Origin of the sequence: Sphingopyxis italica, assembly GCF_011926545.1 — a bacterium.
Lineage (GTDB): Bacteria > Pseudomonadota > Alphaproteobacteria > Sphingomonadales > Sphingomonadaceae > Sphingopyxis > Sphingopyxis italica.
On sequence record NZ_JAATIT010000005.1, the window covers coordinates 55,605 to 72,895 of the forward strand.

General features: G+C 64.4%; 14 protein-coding genes. 4 read left to right on the plus strand and 10 right to left on the minus strand.

The window, feature by feature from the left end; all coding sequences use genetic code 11:
- Positions 1-66 precede the first annotated feature (66 nt).
- Positions 67-1,203, minus strand: a complete 1,137-nt coding sequence (locus GGR90_RS17290) for a GGDEF domain-containing protein (protein WP_167922655.1) — start codon at positions 1,201-1,203, stop codon at positions 67-69.
- 135 nt (positions 1,204-1,338) lie between these two features.
- Positions 1,339-3,474, minus strand: a complete 2,136-nt coding sequence (locus GGR90_RS17295) for a S9 family peptidase (protein WP_209023856.1) — start codon at positions 3,472-3,474, stop codon at positions 1,339-1,341.
- A 293-nt stretch (positions 3,475-3,767) separates the two neighbouring features.
- On the opposite strand from GGR90_RS17295, the gene GGR90_RS17300 reads away from it, so the two are divergent.
- Positions 3,768-5,960, plus strand: coding sequence for a TonB-dependent receptor (locus GGR90_RS17300; RefSeq protein ID WP_167922656.1), 2,193 nt, complete (start codon positions 3,768-3,770; stop codon positions 5,958-5,960).
- 88 nt (positions 5,961-6,048) lie between these two features.
- On the opposite strand, the gene GGR90_RS17305 is transcribed toward GGR90_RS17300, so the two are convergent.
- Genes GGR90_RS17305 through GGR90_RS17315 form a run of 3 tightly spaced genes read right to left on the minus strand, consistent with a single transcriptional unit; the run spans position 6,049 to position 8,557 of the window.
- Positions 6,049-7,062: an arginase family protein gene (locus GGR90_RS17305; protein WP_167922657.1), complete on the minus strand. Its 1,014-nt coding sequence runs from the start codon at positions 7,060-7,062 to the stop codon at positions 6,049-6,051.
- Entirely contained in the window at positions 7,059-7,637 is a 579-nt protein-coding gene (locus GGR90_RS17310) for an FMN-binding negative transcriptional regulator (RefSeq protein WP_167922658.1), read from the minus strand. The genes GGR90_RS17305 and GGR90_RS17310 overlap by 4 nt, the downstream gene beginning before the upstream one ends.
- Positions 7,634-8,557, minus strand: a complete 924-nt coding sequence (locus GGR90_RS17315) for an alpha/beta hydrolase (protein ID WP_245198793.1) — start codon at positions 8,555-8,557, stop codon at positions 7,634-7,636. Before GGR90_RS17315 ends, GGR90_RS17310 begins: the two co-directional genes overlap by 4 nt.
- A gap of 209 nt (positions 8,558-8,766) precedes the next feature.
- On the opposite strand from GGR90_RS17315, the gene GGR90_RS17320 reads away from it, so the two are divergent.
- The gene (locus tag GGR90_RS17320; RefSeq protein ID WP_167922660.1) at positions 8,767-9,525 is read left to right on the plus strand and encodes an AraC family transcriptional regulator; all 759 of its coding nucleotides are present in this window, start codon (positions 8,767-8,769) and stop codon (positions 9,523-9,525) included.
- Between the two features lie 19 nt (positions 9,526-9,544).
- Here the strand turns inward: GGR90_RS17320 and GGR90_RS17325 are convergent, their stop codons facing one another.
- Both GGR90_RS17325 and GGR90_RS17330 read right to left on the minus strand, forming a co-directional pair.
- Entirely contained in the window at positions 9,545-9,958 is a 414-nt protein-coding gene (locus GGR90_RS17325) for a DUF2147 domain-containing protein (RefSeq protein ID WP_167922661.1), read from the minus strand.
- Positions 9,955-10,812 (minus strand): metal-dependent hydrolase, encoded by an 858-nt coding sequence (locus GGR90_RS17330; protein WP_167922662.1) that lies wholly within the window; start codon positions 10,810-10,812, stop codon positions 9,955-9,957. The genes GGR90_RS17325 and GGR90_RS17330 overlap by 4 nt, the downstream gene beginning before the upstream one ends.
- A 160-nt stretch (positions 10,813-10,972) precedes the next feature.
- Here GGR90_RS17330 and GGR90_RS17335 point away from each other — a divergent pair, with 160 nt between their 5' ends.
- On the plus strand, positions 10,973-11,599 hold the full coding sequence (locus tag GGR90_RS17335) for a TetR/AcrR family transcriptional regulator (protein ID WP_167922663.1): 627 nt from the start codon (positions 10,973-10,975) through the stop codon (positions 11,597-11,599).
- 6 nt (positions 11,600-11,605) lie between these two features.
- On the opposite strand, the gene GGR90_RS17340 is transcribed toward GGR90_RS17335, so the two are convergent.
- Entirely contained in the window at positions 11,606-12,601 is a 996-nt protein-coding gene (locus tag GGR90_RS17340; protein ID WP_167922664.1) for a FecR domain-containing protein, read from the minus strand.
- Positions 12,598-13,110: an RNA polymerase sigma factor gene (locus GGR90_RS17345; protein WP_167922665.1), complete on the minus strand. Its 513-nt coding sequence runs from the start codon at positions 13,108-13,110 to the stop codon at positions 12,598-12,600. The genes GGR90_RS17340 and GGR90_RS17345 overlap by 4 nt, the downstream gene beginning before the upstream one ends.
- Positions 13,111-13,445: 335 nt before the next feature.
- Here GGR90_RS17345 and GGR90_RS17350 point away from each other — a divergent pair, with 335 nt between their 5' ends.
- Entirely contained in the window at positions 13,446-16,670 is a 3,225-nt protein-coding gene (locus tag GGR90_RS17350) for a TonB-dependent receptor (RefSeq protein ID WP_167922666.1), read from the plus strand.
- A gap of 118 nt (positions 16,671-16,788) precedes the next feature.
- On the opposite strand, the gene GGR90_RS17355 is transcribed toward GGR90_RS17350, so the two are convergent.
- Positions 16,789-17,268, minus strand: coding sequence for an Lrp/AsnC family transcriptional regulator (locus GGR90_RS17355; protein ID WP_167922667.1), 480 nt, complete (start codon positions 17,266-17,268; stop codon positions 16,789-16,791).
- Between the last annotated feature and the right edge of the window lie 23 nt (positions 17,269-17,291).

The following is a 17,291-nucleotide window of genomic DNA, read 5'->3' on the forward strand; positions in this document are numbered from 1 at the left end:
CCGCGGACGATCGGCGCTGGTGCACGATCGTCCGCGGCTCCCCGCCCCCTCGCGGGAATGGGTGTCTTAGGCCGGGTCGGCGATGCGGATGCAGTTCCGGCCCGCGGCCTTGGCCTTGTAGAGCGCCTCGTCTGCCGCCTTGAGCGCGGCGCGCGGGTCGCCATAACCAAAGACGTCGGCGACCCCGCCCGAGAAGGTGATCTGGCCGAAGGGCTCGTCGGTCTTGCGGTTGATCAGCCGCCGGTCGGCGAGCGCCTCGCGCGCATCGTCGAGCTTCGCGGCGGCTTCGGTCGGGGTCAGACCGCGGAACAGCATGACGAATTCCTCGCCGCCGTGGCGCGCGACATGGCAATGGTCGTTCGAAATCCGCGCCAGCGTGTCGGCGATCGCCTTGATCACACGGTCGCCCGCCTCGTGCCCGTGGAGGTCGTTGACCTTCTTGAACTCGTCGATGTCGCAGAAGGCGACGCTGAGCGGTTCGAGAGCGGCGCGCGCTTCCTTGTGATGCCGGTCGAGCAGAAGCTCGAAGGCGCGGCGATTGGGCAGGCCGGTCAGATAGTCGAGTTCGGCGTCGCGCTTGGCGCGTTCGAGGCTCCGGCGCAGTGCTTTCGCCTCGTCCTCGCTCTTGCGCATGTCGTCTTCGGCCTGGCGTGTGCGGTCGAGCATCACTTTGGCGAGGTCGGCGAGGCTGGAAACGATGCGGCCGGTCTTCTCGAGCTGTTCGAGATCGGTGACATGCTGTTCGAGCTCGATCCCATAGTCGCTCGTGACCGTCCGGGCCTCTTTGGTATTCGCCTGAAACGCTTCGATATTGGTTTCGAGCCGCGTCATCAGCCGGTCGAGTTCGACGCGGTCGGGCTGACTCGCTTCCTGGTCGTCGAGTTCGTTGAGCCATTTCTGGCTGATGCCTTCGGCGGTCTGCGCCTGCGCGAGGATCTGGCGCGCGAGCCGCGGATTGCGTCCCGAAAAGGCGCCGTGCGCGAGCAGGAGGTTCGTCGGCGACACGTCGAGATCATTGTCGACGAGGAAAGAGGTGATCGAGGCGGCGAGCTCGTAGCGCGCCTCGCGCGCCAGAAGGCGCGGGCCGCCGGGGCCGGGCGGCGCGGGACCTTCGTCGGGGGCTCTGCCGCGTGCGCGGCGACGCCCCAGCCAACCCAGGAGCCGCCCTACCGGCTCGTTCGATGCTGTCGCTTTGGTGGTCATGCGACATTTAACGAGCGCGCGCGGCCGGATTTAAGCATGGTTTGCACCGTTTCGGCGGGAATTGGCGGCGGCAAATCTTGCGGGAAGCGATAGACCCCCTAATCCATTCATCAAATCATGGAGTTAGCTTCCCGCCTATGCGACGCAGCGCATGGCGAAGGCCCAGAAGAGCGCCTTTTCCCTATATTCGCTCGCGAGGTCGGCACTGCCCTGATGGCCGCTGTCCATGTCGGTCATCAGCATCGCGGGATTGCCGCTCGTCGATCGCCGCCGCACTTCGGCAACGAGCTTCGCCGGCTCCCAATAGGCGACGCGGTCGTCCTTCAGCCCCGCGGTGCAGAGCAGCGGCGGATAGGGGGCCGCGCGGACATTCTCATAGGGCGAGATCGAGGCGATATAGTCATAGGCCTTCGGATCGGCGAGCGGATCGCCCCAATCGGGGCGGAACAGCGGGACGAGCGGGTGCGCAGCGTCGCTCATCGTGTTGAGCATGTCGACGAACGGCACTTTCGCGATGACGCCGCCCCACAGTGTGGGCGCGATATTCATGCTCGCGCCCACCAGCAGGCCGCCCGCGGAGAGGCCATAGGCGACGATTTTGCCTTTCGCCGTATAGCCTTCGCTCGCGAGATATTCGGCGCAGGCGATGAAATCGGTGAAGCTGTTGCGCTTGGTGAATTTGCGGCCGCCGAGGAACCATTGGCGCCCCTTCTCGGACCCGCCGCGGACATGCGCGATCGCATAGCGCCAGCCGCGATCGACGAGCGCGAGCGCGGGGATCGAGAACTCGGGATCGCTCGAGACGCCGTAGGAGCCATAGCCATATTGGAGGAGCGGCGCCTTGCCGTCCTGGAGCGCGCCGCGGCGCGAGAGCAGGGTGATCGGCACCATTTCGCCATCGGGCGCGGGGGCGAACAGGCGTTCGACCTGATAGTCGTCGGGGTCGAAGTTTTCGACCTTCTGTTGCCGGACGACCGTCTGTTCGCCGCTCGCGAGGTCGACGCGGATCCAGCGGCGCGGCGATTTGGGCGACTGGTGCGCGATCATCACCGATGCGGCGTCATAGCTTTGTTCGAGCGGGAGTTCGATCGCATAGGCGGGATCGTCGAACGCGATCGCCTGTTCCGATCCGTCGGCGCGGAGGATGACGAGGCGGTGCAGGCCCTCGGCGCGTTCGAGCCGCACGAGCGCGCGCTTGAACGGCAGGATCGACAGGATCGGCGTGCCGGCGCGGTGCGGGACGAGCGCCCCGAGCGTGCGGAAGTCCTTTGGGTCGAGGCGCAACAACTGCATGTCGAAGGCGTCGCCGAGGTCGGTCAGCGCGACGAGGCTGCCGTCCCATTCGTCGATCTCGTAGCGCACGCCGGCCTTGCGCGGCCAGACGGGGGCGGGAGCGGCGGCTTCGTCGCGCGCGGGCACGAGGCGAACCTCGGCGGTCTCGGGACCGGCGAGCGTCAGCGCGACGAAGCCGTCCGCCGCGGTTCGCTTGACCGACATGAAGATCGCCGGGTCCTTCTCCTCATAGACGAGGTCGGTGACCTTGCCGTCGAGTGAAGTGCGATAGAGCCGCGTCGGGCGATTGCGCGCGTCGCGCCAGATCCAGAACAGCCAGCGCGACGAGGGCGAGAAGACCAGCCCGCCATAACCATAGGCGTCCTTGTCGACGATCGTGCGGATCGCGCCGCTGGCGTTGTCGCGGATGCAGATGCGGTGGCGGTCGTTGCCGATCACATCCTCGGCCCAGGCGAACCAGCGGTGATCGGGGCTCGGCTGGTGGCCGGTGCTGCGGAAATAGGGCTGGCCTTCGGCGCGCACGCTTTCGTCGACGAGCAGTTCGGCTTTTCCGCCGCCCTGCTGGCGGGTGTAGCGCGCGTGCGTGGCGCCGGCTGGGATCGCCGACGAATAGGTCCAGCCGTCCTTTTCGAGCGCGGGCGCCGCGGCGGCATCCGAACCGCGCGCCAGCATCGCGCGCACCAGCTCAGCCTGCTCGTCCGCGGTCGGCTCCAGCATCGCATCGGCATAGGCGTTTTCGTCGGCGAGCATTTTCGCGACGGCGGGGGGCAGATTGGTGCGGTTGCGTTCGCCGCTTTCCGGGATGAATTTCATCCAGCTATAGGCGTCGTCGCGCGTGCGGCCGAGTTGTTCGATGACGTTCGAAATGCGCGGCGATTGCGGCGGCGGGACTGCGGGCCAGTGTCCGGCGGCGACCCGCTCAAGCGCCCATGCGGCGCGGTTGCCGAGCAGGAGTGCCGCCATCGCGGCGCTGCCCATAAAGGCTCTTCGGCCCCTGTTTTCGATGACTTTCATGCCGACCCTCTCCGACCGATGACGATGCCGCGTTCAGTCTATGGCAGAGCAAATGGCTTACTGCGCCGATCAGGCCGCCCAATCCATCGATCGGGCAATTTGACCGCAAGTCCCCACGAAACCACGCTTTCCTGCGCGCCGGCGCTGGCCCGATCCGGCTCGATAATGGCCCGACCATCGCCGTCACGCCAATTTCGCATGTTAGCTTGAGGATCGGAATTTCCTACCAATAGGCAATATCAAAAAGGGAGGCAGAAATGGGCTTTGCATCGATCAGGCGGATCGCCGCGTGCGGCATCTCGGTCCTGGCGCTGGGCTATGCGACGGGGGCGGCGGCACAGGAGGTCGACGATACCGAGATCGTCGTTACCGCCGCCAAGCGCGAACAGTCGGTGCGCGACGTCAGCGGATCGGTGAGCGCGGTCAGCGAAGCGACGCTCCAGAAACTCAACGCCCAGAGCCTCTCCGACTATATCACCCGCGTGCCCGGCGTCATATTCAACGACTATCAGCCCGGCGTGTCCGAAGTCGTGATCCGCGGGGTCGCGTCGTCGACCTATCACGAAGCCAATCAGGCGACGACGGGCTATTACCTCAACGAAGTGCCGCTGATCGAGCCCGGCTTCCCCCTCGTCATCCCTGACGTCGACAGCTTCGACGTGGCGCGTGTCGAGGTGCTGCGCGGACCGCAGGGGACGCTGTTCGGGTCGTCCTCGCTCGGCGGCGCGATCAACTATGTGGTGAACGAGGCCGACCCCTCGCGGTTCGACGTCGGGTTCGAGGGGAATCTGGCGACGACCAAGGGCGCGGGCGAAGCGAGCTATGCGGCCAAGGCGATGGTCAACCTGCCGATCGTCACCGACAAGCTGGCGGTCCGCCTCGTCGCGCTGCAGCGTTACGACGCGGGCTATCTCGACAACACGCTGCTCGGCGAAGACGGCAGCAACGACCTTCGGGTCAGGGGCCTGCGCGGCTCGATCGTCTTTACCCCGACCGAGACGACGCGCATCTCGGCGCTGAGCATGTATCAGGAATATGATCTCGACGATCAGACCTATGTGATTTTCGGCCCGCCCAAGACGTTCGAGCGCGCGACCAACGTCGCGGAATATCAAGACACGAGCTTTATGATGCACAGCCTCAGGATCGAGCAGGATCTGGGCTTTGCGACGCTGACCGCGGTCGGCAGCTATACCGAGAAGAAGGCCGATCTGGCGTTCGACAATTCGATCTTCAACGGCAACGACCCGCGCACCGACACGCCCGAACTCGCGAGCAGCGACGGCAAGTCGAAGACCGAATATGGCGAACTGCGCCTCGCGTCGCCCGACGGCGGGCGGTTTCGCTGGCTGCTCGGCGCCAATTACACGCGGCTGCGCTCGAACAACACCGACGGCACCTTTATCGAGGGCATCGCCGATTATATCGACGCGAACCCGGGTGAATTCGACGGCCAGCCGGGCAGCGAGCTTGCCCCCGGCGACCTCGCGACGCGGACGATCAGCAGCAACCGGGTCACCGAAAAGGCGATCTTCGGCGAAGCGTCGTTCGACATCGTCGATACGCTGACGCTGACCGTCGGCGGCCGCCTGTTCGAATATCGTTCGCGCCCGCGCCTGCAATATCTGCCGAACGCCAATCTGGTCGACCCGTTCGATTTCGCGCCGGCGGCGGACAAGGATTCGGATTTCATTCCGAAGGCCTCGCTGACGTACAAACCGTCGGACGATTTCATGGTCTATGCGCTTTATTCGGAGGGCTTCCGCATTGGCGGCGTCAACGTCTATTCGGCCGCGGTCCCCGGCCTGCCGCTGACCTTTGAAAGCGATACGACGAAAAACTTCGAGATCGGCACGCGCTTCGACCTGATCGACAAGACGCTGAGCGTCGATGTCACCGCCTATCATATCGACTGGGGCAATATTCAGGCGCGCCTGTTCACGCCGGTCGACTTCGACGCCTATACGATCAACGGCGGCGGCGCCGATATCGACGGGGTCGAGATCAGCCTGAACCTGCGTCCGACGCGCAACCTCAGCTTCTCGTCGAACATCGCCTATAATGATGCGCGGCTGTCGACCCTGCTCCCCGACAGCTTCGCGCCGGGCGGCGGCTATGCGAAGGGAACGCGTCTGCCGGGCGCGTCCGAATGGACGCTGTCGAACTCGCTCGACCTCAGCTTCGCCGATGCGCCGCTCAAGCCGCGCTTCGGCATCGCGCATCGCTATCTGTCGAGCGCGCCCGTCGATTTCGCGGGGACGCTGGAGAAGGGCGATTTCCACCTCGTCGACCTCAATGCGTCGATCACGGTGAACGAGCGGATCGAACTGGGTGTGTTCGCGAAGAATCTGTTCAACCAATATGGCATTTTGAACGCGCCCTTCGCCTTCGCGGGATCGGTCGCGCGGCCGCGAACCGTGGGTGCGACGGTGCGGTTCAGCCTGGACTGACGATGAAACGGCTGCCCCGCCGGAAGGGCGGGGCGGTCATTTTTTGGGAGCGACCGGTTCCGGCCGCTTCCTACCCCAAATACGAGCTTTACGCCTGAAACCCCGAAAGGAAAGCGGCGACGTTTTTCCCGAGGTCGCCGACGGCGTAGCCGCCCTCCATCACGATCAGCGTCGGGACGCCGAGCGACGCGATGCGCCCAGCCAGCTCGACATAATCGGCGCGTTCGAGCGCGAAGCTCGAAATCGGGTCGCTGCTGTGCGTGTCGGCGCCGAACGAGAGGATCAGGAACTTCGCGCCCCAATCCGAGATCGCGGCCAGCGCGGTGTCGAGCGCGGGCGCATAGCTTTGCCCGTCGGTGCCGCGGGGCAGAGGGAGGTTGAGCGTCGTGCCTTCGCCCGCGCCTTCGCCACGCTCGTCGGCATGGCCCCAATAGAAAGGGTAGTCGGTGCGCGGGTCGGCGTGGATCGAGGCGAAGAAGACATCCCGATCCTCGTAGAAGATGTCCTGCGTCCCGTTGCCGTGGTGATAATCGATGTCGAGGATCGCGACCGGGCCGAGGCCGCGGCTGTGCGCCTCGCGCGCGGCGATCGCGGCGTTGTTGAGGTAGCAATAGCCGCCCATATAATCGCGCCCGGCATGATGGCCGGGCGGACGGCAGAGCGCGAAAGCGTGGCGCGCGTCGCTGCCGGTCAACTCATCGAGCGCCGAGAGCGCGCATTGCGCCGACCAATAGGCCGATTCCCACGTCCCCGCCGCGATCGGCGTCCCCGCGTCATAGCTGTAAGCGCCGAGATCGGCGTCGATGCGCCCGAAGCCAAGCGGCCGGCGGCGCCTGATTGGAAAGGTGTAGCCGATCGCATCGCCGTTGCGGCCCGCGGCGATCCAGTCGCGATGCGCACGTTCGAGAAAGGCGATATAATAGGCATCGTGCACGGCGAGCAGCGGCGCCATGCCGAAGTCGCGGACGGGCTGCCAGTCGGTGAAAGCTTCGACGATCGAACGCGGGCGCTCGATATTTTCGGCATAGGGCACCCAGTCGCCATTGTGCAGTTCGCGCGATGGCGCGTGGGCGGTCTGGCGATCGTCGAAGAAAAGCTTCACCTCTTTGCCTGTCCTTCCATCCATGCCGCGAGCGTCCGGTCGCTGTGGCCCGCAACGATCTCGGCAAAGCCCGGCGCGCTTTCGTCCTGCCCGAGCTTGAAGCTGTGCTCGGCCGAGCGGACATGGGCTCGAAACGCGATGATCTGATCGAGCATCTTTTCATAGCGCGGGCCGAGGCTGGCTGTCGACCAGGCGCCGCCTTCCATCTTGGCGACGAGCCGTTCGATGGCGTCGCGCGTTTCGTCGCCAACGAACTCGATCTCGACCGTGAAGCGCAGCACCGCATAATTCCACGTCGGCGCCCAGTCGGCTTTCGACAGCAAGCTCGTCGGGACATAGGCTTCGGGGCCGGTGAAGAGGATCAGTCCGCGCGGATCGGCGCGGAAATCGCCCACCAGCGGATTGCGCAGCGCGCAATGGCCGAACAGCGAGGTCACCGCGCCGTCCGCGTCGGTTTCGGCAATCAGCGGGAGCGGGCTGGCGTGAAAATCGCGCGAGACGAGCCAGGCGAGCGGATAATCGGCGATGAGCCGACGGACGTCGGCGGCTTCGCGCGGATTATAAGGGCTGGTCATGCCTTCAGAATATCACGGATCCACGCCGCCTGCTCGTCGATCGCGCGGCTGGCGAGCGGCGCGATCGATACGGCTTCGAGAAAGCTGTGCGTCGCGCCCGCATAGGTCACGGCGCGGGCCGGGACGCCGGCTTCCTCCAGCTTGCGCGCGAAGGCGTCGTTGCAATCGGCGAGGATGTCGCATTCGGCGATCGCGAGGAAGGCGGGGGGCAGGCCGGCGAGGTCGGCGCGCAGCGGCGCGACGAGCGGATTGGCGAGCTGTTCGGGCCCGTCGACATAGGCGGCCCAGAAAGCATCCATCTCATCCGATTCAAGCGAATAGTCGCCGGCGCCGAAACGCGAATAGCTCGGCGTGCGTTCGGGGGCGAAGGCGCCATAGTTGAGCAGCATCGCGGTGGGCAGCGGGTGCCCGCGCTGGCGCTGAAGCAGGCAGGTCGCGACCGAGAGATTAGCGCCCGCGGAATCGCCGCCGATCAGCACGCGCTTCGCATCGAGGTTCAACGCGCCGGCCTCGGCCGCGATCCAGTCGAGCGCGGCGGCGCATTGCTCGAGCGCGACGGGGAATTTGCTTTCGGGCGACAGGCTGTAATCGATGCCGAGCACCGCGACGCCGGCGCGTCCGGCATATTCGCGCATCAGCCGGTCGTGCGTGTCGATGCTGAACAGCGTCCAGCCGCCGCCGTGAATATAGAGCATCACCGGCAATTTCGCGTCCGCGACCGGACGGTGGAGGCGCAGGCGAACGCCGTCCATGTCCATTTCGCGGGTCTCCGCCATTATCGGGCCACCCTCGCGCCACGGCCGGCGCACGCGCTCGGCGACCTCGCGGCGCACCGCCATGCTGGCTCCGGCGGGGGCGGCATGTTCGACATAGGCGGCGTTGACCGCATCGACGAAACGGCGGATATCGGGGTCGGCCATGTCGTCCTCTATGGCGTTCAAGCCGTTTGACATAGTTGGCATATCCTCTCGAAACGATCCTTCGACCGTCTGATAGCTTCTACACGGCCGCCGCTATCGCCCAAACGGGCCAATCACCGCACGGGACAGGCCAGTGGGCGCGGTGCGGCTGGTCAGCGGCGCGTGCGGCCTATATGGTGTATTTGTCCAAGACTCGCGAGGATCGGGCCATGAAGCATAGTGTCGATATTCTGATCAACGACCGTCCGGTGATGGCGCTGCAGGATGAATATTCCGCGGGCTTCATCGATCCGATGCACAGCCACGACCATATCCAGATCCTTTATGCCTCAGCGGGGGTGATGTCGGTGCGCACGCCCGAGACGAGCTTTGTCATCCCGCCGCAGCGCGCGGTGTGGTTGCCCGCGGGGACGCGGCACGAAGTCGCCTGCCGCGGCCCGGTATCGCTCCGCACGCTCTATCTGCCATGCGCGGGGCATGAGCATGAGCAGCAATGCCGCGTGTTCGAGGTGTCGAACCTCGTCAAATCGCTGATCCTCGAGGTCGTCGATTTTCCGGGGCTTTACGACGTCGACGGACGCGAGGGGCGGATCATCGCGCTGCTGCTCGACGAGATCGGGCGGATGCCCAACGCGCCCTATCAGGTGTCGATGCCCTCGAACCCGCGGCTGCTGCGCGTCTGCAACGCGATCATCGCCGATCCGTCGGACCCGCGCGACATCGACGACTGGGCGGCGCTCGCGGCGATGGGGCGGCGCACCTTCACGCGCAGTTTCAAGCAGGAAACGGGAATGGGGCTCGCCGTGTGGCGGCAGCAGGTGCGGTTGATGGAGGCGCTGTCTCTGCTCGCGGCGGGCGCCTCGATCACGCAGGTCACTTACGATGTCGGCTATGACAGCCCCAGCGGGTTCGCCGCGATGTTCCGCCGCGCCTTCGGCGTCCCGCCGAGCCAGTATCTGAAGCACTGACCCGGCGAGAGTTGTTGGGTCAGCCGGCGCGGGTCCAGATCTTGGTGCGGCAGAAAAAGGCGATGCAGCCCTTGAGTTCGAGCTTGCCGCCCGGCAGCAATTTTAGCCGGCCGTTTGCCGCGCCGTCGCCTGTTTCGGGGTCGTAGACGGGGCCGCCCTTCCATTCGGTCGGGCCGCCGGTGAAGCCGTTCAGGACGACGAGACCCTTGAGTTTGCGATGACGCAGTTCGGGTTCCGAATTGCGTACATCGCGCAGGTCGGGGTTGGCGCGCAGGCGTTTGGCATCGACGACCTTGCCGCACAGCGCCTCGCCGCAGCGGTAGATTTCGACGCGCCCGCCCTCGCTGCCCGTCGCCCAGACGCCGGTAATGTCCGCCGCCGCCGCGGGCGTCGCGAACGCCGCGGCGGCGAGAAGGATCAGCGTTCGCTTCATGCCGCCAGCCCCTTGACCTTGCCGGCTTCGAGCAGCCGCAGCGCCTCTTCGAGCAGCGGCCGGTCGTCGAGTTCCCACGGATGGAAGCCCGGCTTCATATAGGTGAAGACGCCGCGCAGCAGCGCGCGCATCAGCCCTTCGCGGCCATAGAGCCAGGCGAGCAGGCCTTTCCATGTCGCCCAATTGTTGCAGCCGTCCTGTGCGAGCAGGTCGGCGGCGTTGCGGAAGATGACATAGTGAAAGCGCATCGTCGTCACGCACATCACCGTGCTGCGCTTCAGCCAGCGGCGCAGCGGGGTCATCGTCCGTGCGGCGTGGAGATAGGTATCGAAGGCGACGGCCTTGTGCTCGATTTCCTCGATCGCGTGCCAGCGCCAGAGCTGCCGCGCTTCGTCGGCGGCGCCGCCGAGATGGGTGGGGTTCGCCAGCGCATCGTGCGCGAGCGTCGCGGTGAAATGTTCGAGCGCGCAGGTCGCGGCGAGCTGCTGGATCGGCGAGCGGCGCTTGACCCACGCGATCGTCCGGCGCGCGCGTTCCTCGGCCGATGCGATGTCGAAGCCCGCGTCCTCGGCCTGGCGATTGAACACGACATGTTCGCGGCTGTGCATCGATTCCTGATAGAGGAAATCGTCGATCTGGCCGCGCAGCGGCTGCGGCGTGCCCTCGCGATAATGGCGCACCGACGTCATAAAGAATTTCTCGCCGACCGGGAAGGTCGAGGAGAGCGCGTTGAAAAAGGCGGTGCGGCCGGGATCGCCGCTGTGCCACCAGCGCGGCGGCGGGTTCTCGCGGCCGAATTTGAGGTCGCGCTTTTCGATTCGAATGTCGTCGGGGGTGCGGAGGGAAGCGGACATCGTGCAACCTTTCTGCGATATAAGTTACATTAACATCAATGTATATATCACGCAACCGAAGGCACCGCAAGGTGGACGATGATGGTGACAATCAGCCACTTTCGAGTAAGGCTTTCGGGCGGAGGCTTTCGCGGGGCGCGGGGCCGCAAGGGAATGGTTCATGTACAAGCAAGCGCGGCCGCACCAGAAACGGCGCAAGCGTTCGGGCGCCGAGGTCCGCGAGGAAGGATTGGCGGCGGCGCGCGGCTTACTCCTCGATCGCGGGCCCGCGGCGGTGACGCTCGCCAATGTGGGGCAGGCGATCGGCATGTCGCACGCCAACGTACTGCACCATTTCGGATCGGCGGCGGGGCTGCAATCGGCGCTGATGGGGTCGATGGTGCGCGATCTGACCGACGCGCTCGGCAATGTCGTCGAGTTGATGAAGACCGACGCCGCGGCGCCGCGCGCGGTCGCCGACCGCGTGTTCGACGCGTTCGACAAGGGCGGCGCCGGACCGCTCGCGGCATGGATCATCCTGTCGGGCGATGTCGAGCAACTCGAACCCGTGCGCGCCGCGGTGCGCGCGCTGGTCGAGGCCATCGTCGGCCAGTCGACCGACGAAGCCGCACCCGACCGCGTGCGCGCGGCGGTGCTGATGATGGCGGTGACGGCGTTCGGCGATGCCGTCATCGGACCCCATGTGCGCGCGATGCTCGACCAGCCCGACGACGCGATGCGCGACCTGATCGCGCGCATCCTGCCGTTGTTCCTGATCCCGACCGGAATTCCGCCGGCCGCACCCTGACCGGCGCTACTCGCTTCCGGAGAGGAGAATCTCGTCTTCGGTCGCCGACACCCGGCGCGCGATGCCGTTCAATTCCATCGCCTTCACAAAGCCGTCGACGTCGCCCGCCTGGAATACGCCGACGACCTGTTTTTCGGGGATCTTGCCGTCCTTGAAGACGAGCTTTCGCGGCGAATAGCGGTTCATTTCGGCAACCGCTTCCGACAAAGGATCGCGCATGAAGATCAGGCGCCCTTCGGTCCAGCTCGTTTCCTTCGCGACGTCGACCCGGCTGAGCGACCAATTATGGTCGGCGCCGATGACGAGTTGGCCGCCGGGCGCCATATCGGTGCCGCTGCCCGAGCCGGAGCCGGTTTCCTCGACCCGCACTTTCCCCTCGACCAGCGTGACGACCATGTTGCCATGCTCGTAACTGACTTCAAAGGCGGTGCCGATCGCGCGCACGCTCTTGCCGCCGGCGTTGACGATGAACGGACGCGACGGATCGGGCGCGACGCGGAAAAAAGCGCGCCCGGCGACCAGATCGACCCGGCGTTCGCCCGGCGTTTCGCGCAGCCGCATTTCGGTTTCGGCATCGAGCGTCACGACCGAGCCTTCGGGAAGGGTGACGGTCGTCGTCTGGCCGACGCCGGTGCGGAAATGCTGGGCCGTCGTCGTGCCGAAGCCCGGGAAAACTCCCAGATAGGCGGACCATCCGAGCGTGAAGACCAGCAGCAGCGACGCCGCCAGCGCCAGATGCCGGCGCCAGCCCGATCGCCGGCTGCCGCGTTCGCCGGTCGAGTCGGCCGGAGGCAGCATCTCGGGCTCTTGCGGGATCGTGCCGGCGATCAGCCACGCCCGTTCGACGAGCCGATAGGCGTCGCGGTGCGTGTCGGACTGATCGAGCCACTCGAGGAAGCACAGTTCGTCGTCGACCGTCATGTCGCCCGACCGTTCGAGGTTGAACCATTGCACCGCCTCGGCGCGAAGCGCGGCGCGGGCGAAGGCGTCGTTGCCGCTCACAGCTCGGGCTCCATTTCTTCGACGATGCGCACGAGGGCGCGGTGCATCAGCTCCTTCACCGCCTCCCTGGAGATGCCCATCCGCTGGGCGATGGCCTGATAGGTCAGATTTTCGAACCTGTGATATTGAAAAGCCTCGCGTGCGCGCGGCGGAAGATTCTGGATCGCTTCGAGCACGCGGCGATATTCCTGTTGCCCGATCACGATGCGTTCGGGCGACCGTTGCTCGGAGATTTCGATGACGTCTTCGAACTCGTCGTGCAAAAGGCTCGCGCGCGCCTTTTGCCGGCGGTAGCGGCTGATCAGCGCGTTGCGCGCGGCGGCGAACAGATAGCGTTCGACATTGTCGATCGGCGTGCTGAGCTGCGCCGATTGCAGGCGCAGGAAAACCTCCTGCACCAGATCGTCGACATCGGCATCATCGGCACGGCGGCGGAAATAGCGGCGCAATCCCGGGCCATAGGCCGTCATCCATGCGGCCAGATCCCGATCCGGTTGCGGGACAGCCATCGTCAATAATAGCCCTGATAAAACAGGCATTGCGAGATGCTCCCAACCCTATGCGTCATCCCGGCATCATTCCCAAAACGGTCGTTGCGGCTCCATTATCGTGCTGGAGTTATCAGGGTAGACGCGGGAAATTCGCAAGAGGGGGGATGAAAAACGCTCCGGCCGACGAATTTTCCGAACGACGCGTTCACCGGCGTAGATATTAACATTGTTGAAAATATTATTCGATCGATCCCCCCATGTCCGAAAACGGGGCGTCTATTCGAATGGGCGCCGGATCGAGCGCCACAGCAGCGGGACATGAATCCCGCAGGACAGGGTGAGGGAGAGGGGACATGCGGGTTCGTGCATGCAATTTGCGCAAATTTCTGTTGAGTGGTGCGGCGATCGGCTGCCTGGCGTTTTCGGGCGATGCGGCGCTGGCGCGCGAACATGTCACAAGTTACAGCATAGCGCCGCAGTCGCTCGACCGGGCGCTGCGCGACTTCGGCGTGCAAAGTGGCGTGACGATCCTCGTCGATGCGGCGATCGTCAACGGCAAGCGCACCGCGGGCCACAGCAAACGGACGGACCCCGAAACGGCGCTGCGCGCGCTGCTGCTCGGGACCGGGCTCGGCTATCGCCGCGACGGCGACGTCTTTGTGGTGACGCGGGAGGGAAACGTAACCCCGCTCGCCGCCGGCGGTGAGATCGAGGATCCCGCGGAGATCGTCGTCACGGCCCAGAAGCGCGAGGAAAAGATCGGCGACGTGCCGATCGCGATCAGCGCCTTCACGCCGAAAGCGCTCGACGATCGCAAGGTCGAGAGCGGCGCCGAACTGGTCCGCGCGGTACCCAACGTCAATTTTTCAAAGGGCAATTTCAGCGGCTATGACTTCACGATCCGCGGCATCGGAACGAAGGCGATTTCGGCCTCGAGCGATCCCGCGGTCGCGGTCAGCTTCAACAACACGCCGCTGATCCGCAACCGCCTGTTCGAAGCCGAGTTTTTCGACCTCGAGCGCGTCGAGGTGCTGCGCGGCCCGCAAGGGACGCTCTATGGCCGGAACGCCACCGGCGGGGTGGTGAACGTCATCCCGGCGATGCCGAGCGACGAGTTCGAGGGGATGGCGAAGGGCGAGGTCGGCAATTTTTCGACGCGCCGGTTGAGCGGGATGATCAACGTTCCGCTGACCGATACGCTGGCGGTCCGCGCCGCGGGCGCGATGACCAAGCGCGACGGTTTCGATTTCAACACCTTCACCCAGCAGCGCGTCAACGATCGCGACCTGTGGTCGACGCGCGTGTCGGCGCAGTGGGAACCGACCGACAATCTGAAGGCCAGCTTCATCTGGCAGCATTTCGAGGAGGATGACCAGCGTTCGCGCACGGGCAAGCAATTGTGTACGCGCGACGAGGGGCCCGAGACCGTTGGGAACGCTGCAGTTGATCCTTATTTGCGTGCCAAGCTCAGCCAAGGGTGCCTGCCGGGATCGCTTTACAGCGACGCGGCTTTTGGCGCGCCCAATGCGGCGAGCTTTGCTTTCGTCAATGCTGCCGCCAATATCGGATTGAACCTCGTTCAGCTTCCCGACGGCAGCTTCGCGTCGCTTCGTGTGATTGACCCTGGCCGCGACCCCTACGCCGATGTCGTGCAGTCCCGGAACTTGCGCGAGATTTCCACGAGTTACGATCCGAGATTTCGTGCCAACAACGACGTGTTTCAGCTCAATCTCGAGGCGGGGGTCGGCGACCTGAAGCTGATCTCGCAGACCGCCTATTCCAGCGATCATTATTATTCGTCGCAAGATTATAATCGATTTCTGTCGGCTCCAATCTTTAACGATTCGACATTGACTTTCGGTGCGACCGTTCCCGGCCCGACGCCCGGCGGCATCTATACCGATCCGCAACTCGGCCCGTCGGACCGAATGCTGGCGGTCGATGTCAGCCAGTCGCGCAACTCGCAATGGACGCAGGAACTGCGGCTGCAATCGGACTTTTCGGGGCCGTTCAATTTCAGCGTCGGTGCCAATGCGCTGAATTTCAAGTCGCAGGACGATTATTACGTCTTTAGCAATATGTTCAGTTTGCTTGCCGAATATTTTTACAACCGCGAAGATGCGCCGGGCGAATTCGGAGCGGGGACACGCAATTGCGACCCGGGCAATGAGTTTCGCGAGTGCATTTATGTCGATCCGAACACCATCGACCAGATCAATGGCCAAGGGCATAATTATTTCCGCAGCAAGAATGTCGTACAAACCCGGTCATGGGCGCTGTTCGGAGAAGCCTACTGGAATGTGTCGGATGATGTGAAGATCACGGCCGGCGCGCGCTATACCAACGACAAAAAGACCTCGACACCGATTCCCAGCCAGCTTTTGCTCGGTGCGCAGAATTTCGGCACCGAGAGCGGCGCATCGAGCGGCGGGCGTGTCAGTATCGGCTATCCGGCGCTGCCGCCGATCGAGCAGCAATGGGACGCCTTCACCGGCCGGCTGGTGGTCGACTGGAAACCCGAAACCTCCTTCTCCGACAACACATTGGTCTATGCGTCCTTTTCGCATGGGTACAAGGGCGGCGGTTCGAACCCGCCGCGCGTCGATATCGATCCTAAGGTGATCCAGTATCAGCCGCTCGCCGCGACGTTCAAACCCGAATATGTCAATGCGTTCGAAATCGGCACGAAGAACAGCTTCGCGGGCGGCAGGATGACGCTCAACGCCACCGCCTTTTTCTATGACTATACCGATTATCAGGTGTCGCAGATCGTCGACCGCATTGCGCTCAACGAAAATTTCGATGCGCAAAGCTGGGGACTGGAGCTCGAAGCGGCGTGGCGGCCGTCGCGCAATTTCCGGATCGATTCCAACTTCGGCTATCTGCGCACGCGGATCGGCAAGGGCGCGCAATCGATCGACGTGATGAACCGGACGCAGGGGAATGAGGACTGGGTGGTTGTGCGCCCGCAACTCGGGGTGCCCTCCAACTGTATCGCGCCAAAGGACAAGGTCGAGGCGATCCTCAATTCGCCCTTCGCGGCCGGCGGTTTCAATGGGCTCGGCGATTTCATGCTGTCGGCCCTGTGTGCGGGCTCGTCGCGTTACGGCAGCTTCAATCCCAGTATCGAAACCAATCTGCGCTGGGACCAGTTTCTGGGCTTCACCTACGATCCGCTCACCGATGCGCCCAACGGCGGCCGCGGCTTCTATGCCGATCTGGAAGGGAATGAGCTGCCCAATTCGCCGCGCTTCACTTTCAACATCGGCGCGCAATATACCTTCTTCATCGACGACTGGAACCTGACCTTCCGCGGCGATTATTACCGCCAGGCGAAAAGCTATGCGCGCGTTTACAACACCGAATATGACCGGCTGCGCGCATGGGACAATGCCAATCTGGCGGTGACGCTGGAACGGCCGGAATCGCAGTTCGCGATGCAGCTTTATGTCAAGAACCTGTTCAACGACACGCCGATAACCAACACCTTCACGAACAGCGACGACACCGGGCTCAGCGCGAATATCTTCACGCTCGACCCGCGCATCATCGGTTTCAGTGTGACCAAGCGTTTCTGATCGGCACGACGCAAGGTCCTCCCTCGGGCGCGTTTTCGAACGCGCCCTTTTTTTCCAAAGCTGAGCCGCAGTCTCGACGCAGTTTGATAAGCCTTCCGGGCGCGCTGCTTTTGAGCGGTCAATTGGCGCGGTCGCGGCCCTCGGTCGTGCGCGCCCATTCGGCCAGATCGCCGTGGCGCTTGATCGTCTTGAGGCACACCACCGTCTTCAAACGCTGGACGCCGGGCAGCTTCGACAGATTGTGGCGGAGCAGTTCGTCGAGATGGTCGGCCGAGCGCGCGAAGATCTTGAGCAGATAGTCGCTTTCGCCCGCGGTCGTGTGGCATTCGACCACGGCGGGGTGCGCGAGGACCGCGGCTTCGAATTCGATATGCGCGTCGAAGCGGATCTGCACCTCGACGAAACTCTGCACCGCCAAGCCGATGGCGATCGGGTCGAGGCGCGCGGCATAACCATCGATCACGCCGCTTTCCTCGAGATTTTTCACGCGCGACCAGCAGGGCGATTTGGAGAGGCCGACCTGCTCGCCGAGATCGGCATAGGATTGGCGGCCGTCGCGTTCGAGCGCGGCGACGATCTTCCAGTCGAGCTTGTCCATGTGTTCCGTCCTTAAAGCGAGTT

What these genes read in the sequence shown, in the direction of transcription:
- GGR90_RS17290 (WP_167922655.1), bottom strand. Translation starts at nt 1,203, where the DNA reads ATGACCACCAAAGCGACAGCATCGAACGAGCCGGTAGGGCGGCTCCTG.
- GGR90_RS17295 (WP_209023856.1), bottom strand. Translation starts at nt 3,474, where the DNA reads ATGGGCAGCGCCGCGATGGCGGCACTCCTGCTCGGCAACCGCGCCGCA.
- GGR90_RS17300 (WP_167922656.1), top strand. Translation starts at nt 3,768, where the DNA reads ATGGGCTTTGCATCGATCAGGCGGATCGCCGCGTGCGGCATCTCGGTC.
- GGR90_RS17310 (WP_167922658.1), bottom strand. Translation starts at nt 7,637, where the DNA reads ATGACCAGCCCTTATAATCCGCGCGAAGCCGCCGACGTCCGTCGGCTC.
- GGR90_RS17315 (WP_245198793.1), bottom strand. Translation starts at nt 8,557, where the DNA reads ATGGCCGACCCCGATATCCGCCGTTTCGTCGATGCGGTCAACGCCGCC.
- GGR90_RS17320 (WP_167922660.1), top strand. Translation starts at nt 8,767, where the DNA reads ATGAAGCATAGTGTCGATATTCTGATCAACGACCGTCCGGTGATGGCG.
- GGR90_RS17325 (WP_167922661.1), bottom strand. Translation starts at nt 9,958, where the DNA reads ATGAAGCGAACGCTGATCCTTCTCGCCGCCGCGGCGTTCGCGACGCCC.
- GGR90_RS17330 (WP_167922662.1), bottom strand. Translation starts at nt 10,812, where the DNA reads ATGTCCGCTTCCCTCCGCACCCCCGACGACATTCGAATCGAAAAGCGC.
- GGR90_RS17335 (WP_167922663.1), top strand. Translation starts at nt 10,973, where the DNA reads ATGTACAAGCAAGCGCGGCCGCACCAGAAACGGCGCAAGCGTTCGGGC.
- GGR90_RS17345 (WP_167922665.1), bottom strand. Translation starts at nt 13,110, where the DNA reads ATGGCTGTCCCGCAACCGGATCGGGATCTGGCCGCATGGATGACGGCC.
- GGR90_RS17350 (WP_167922666.1), top strand. Translation starts at nt 13,446, where the DNA reads ATGCGGGTTCGTGCATGCAATTTGCGCAAATTTCTGTTGAGTGGTGCG.
- GGR90_RS17355 (WP_167922667.1), bottom strand. Translation starts at nt 17,268, where the DNA reads ATGGACAAGCTCGACTGGAAGATCGTCGCCGCGCTCGAACGCGACGGC.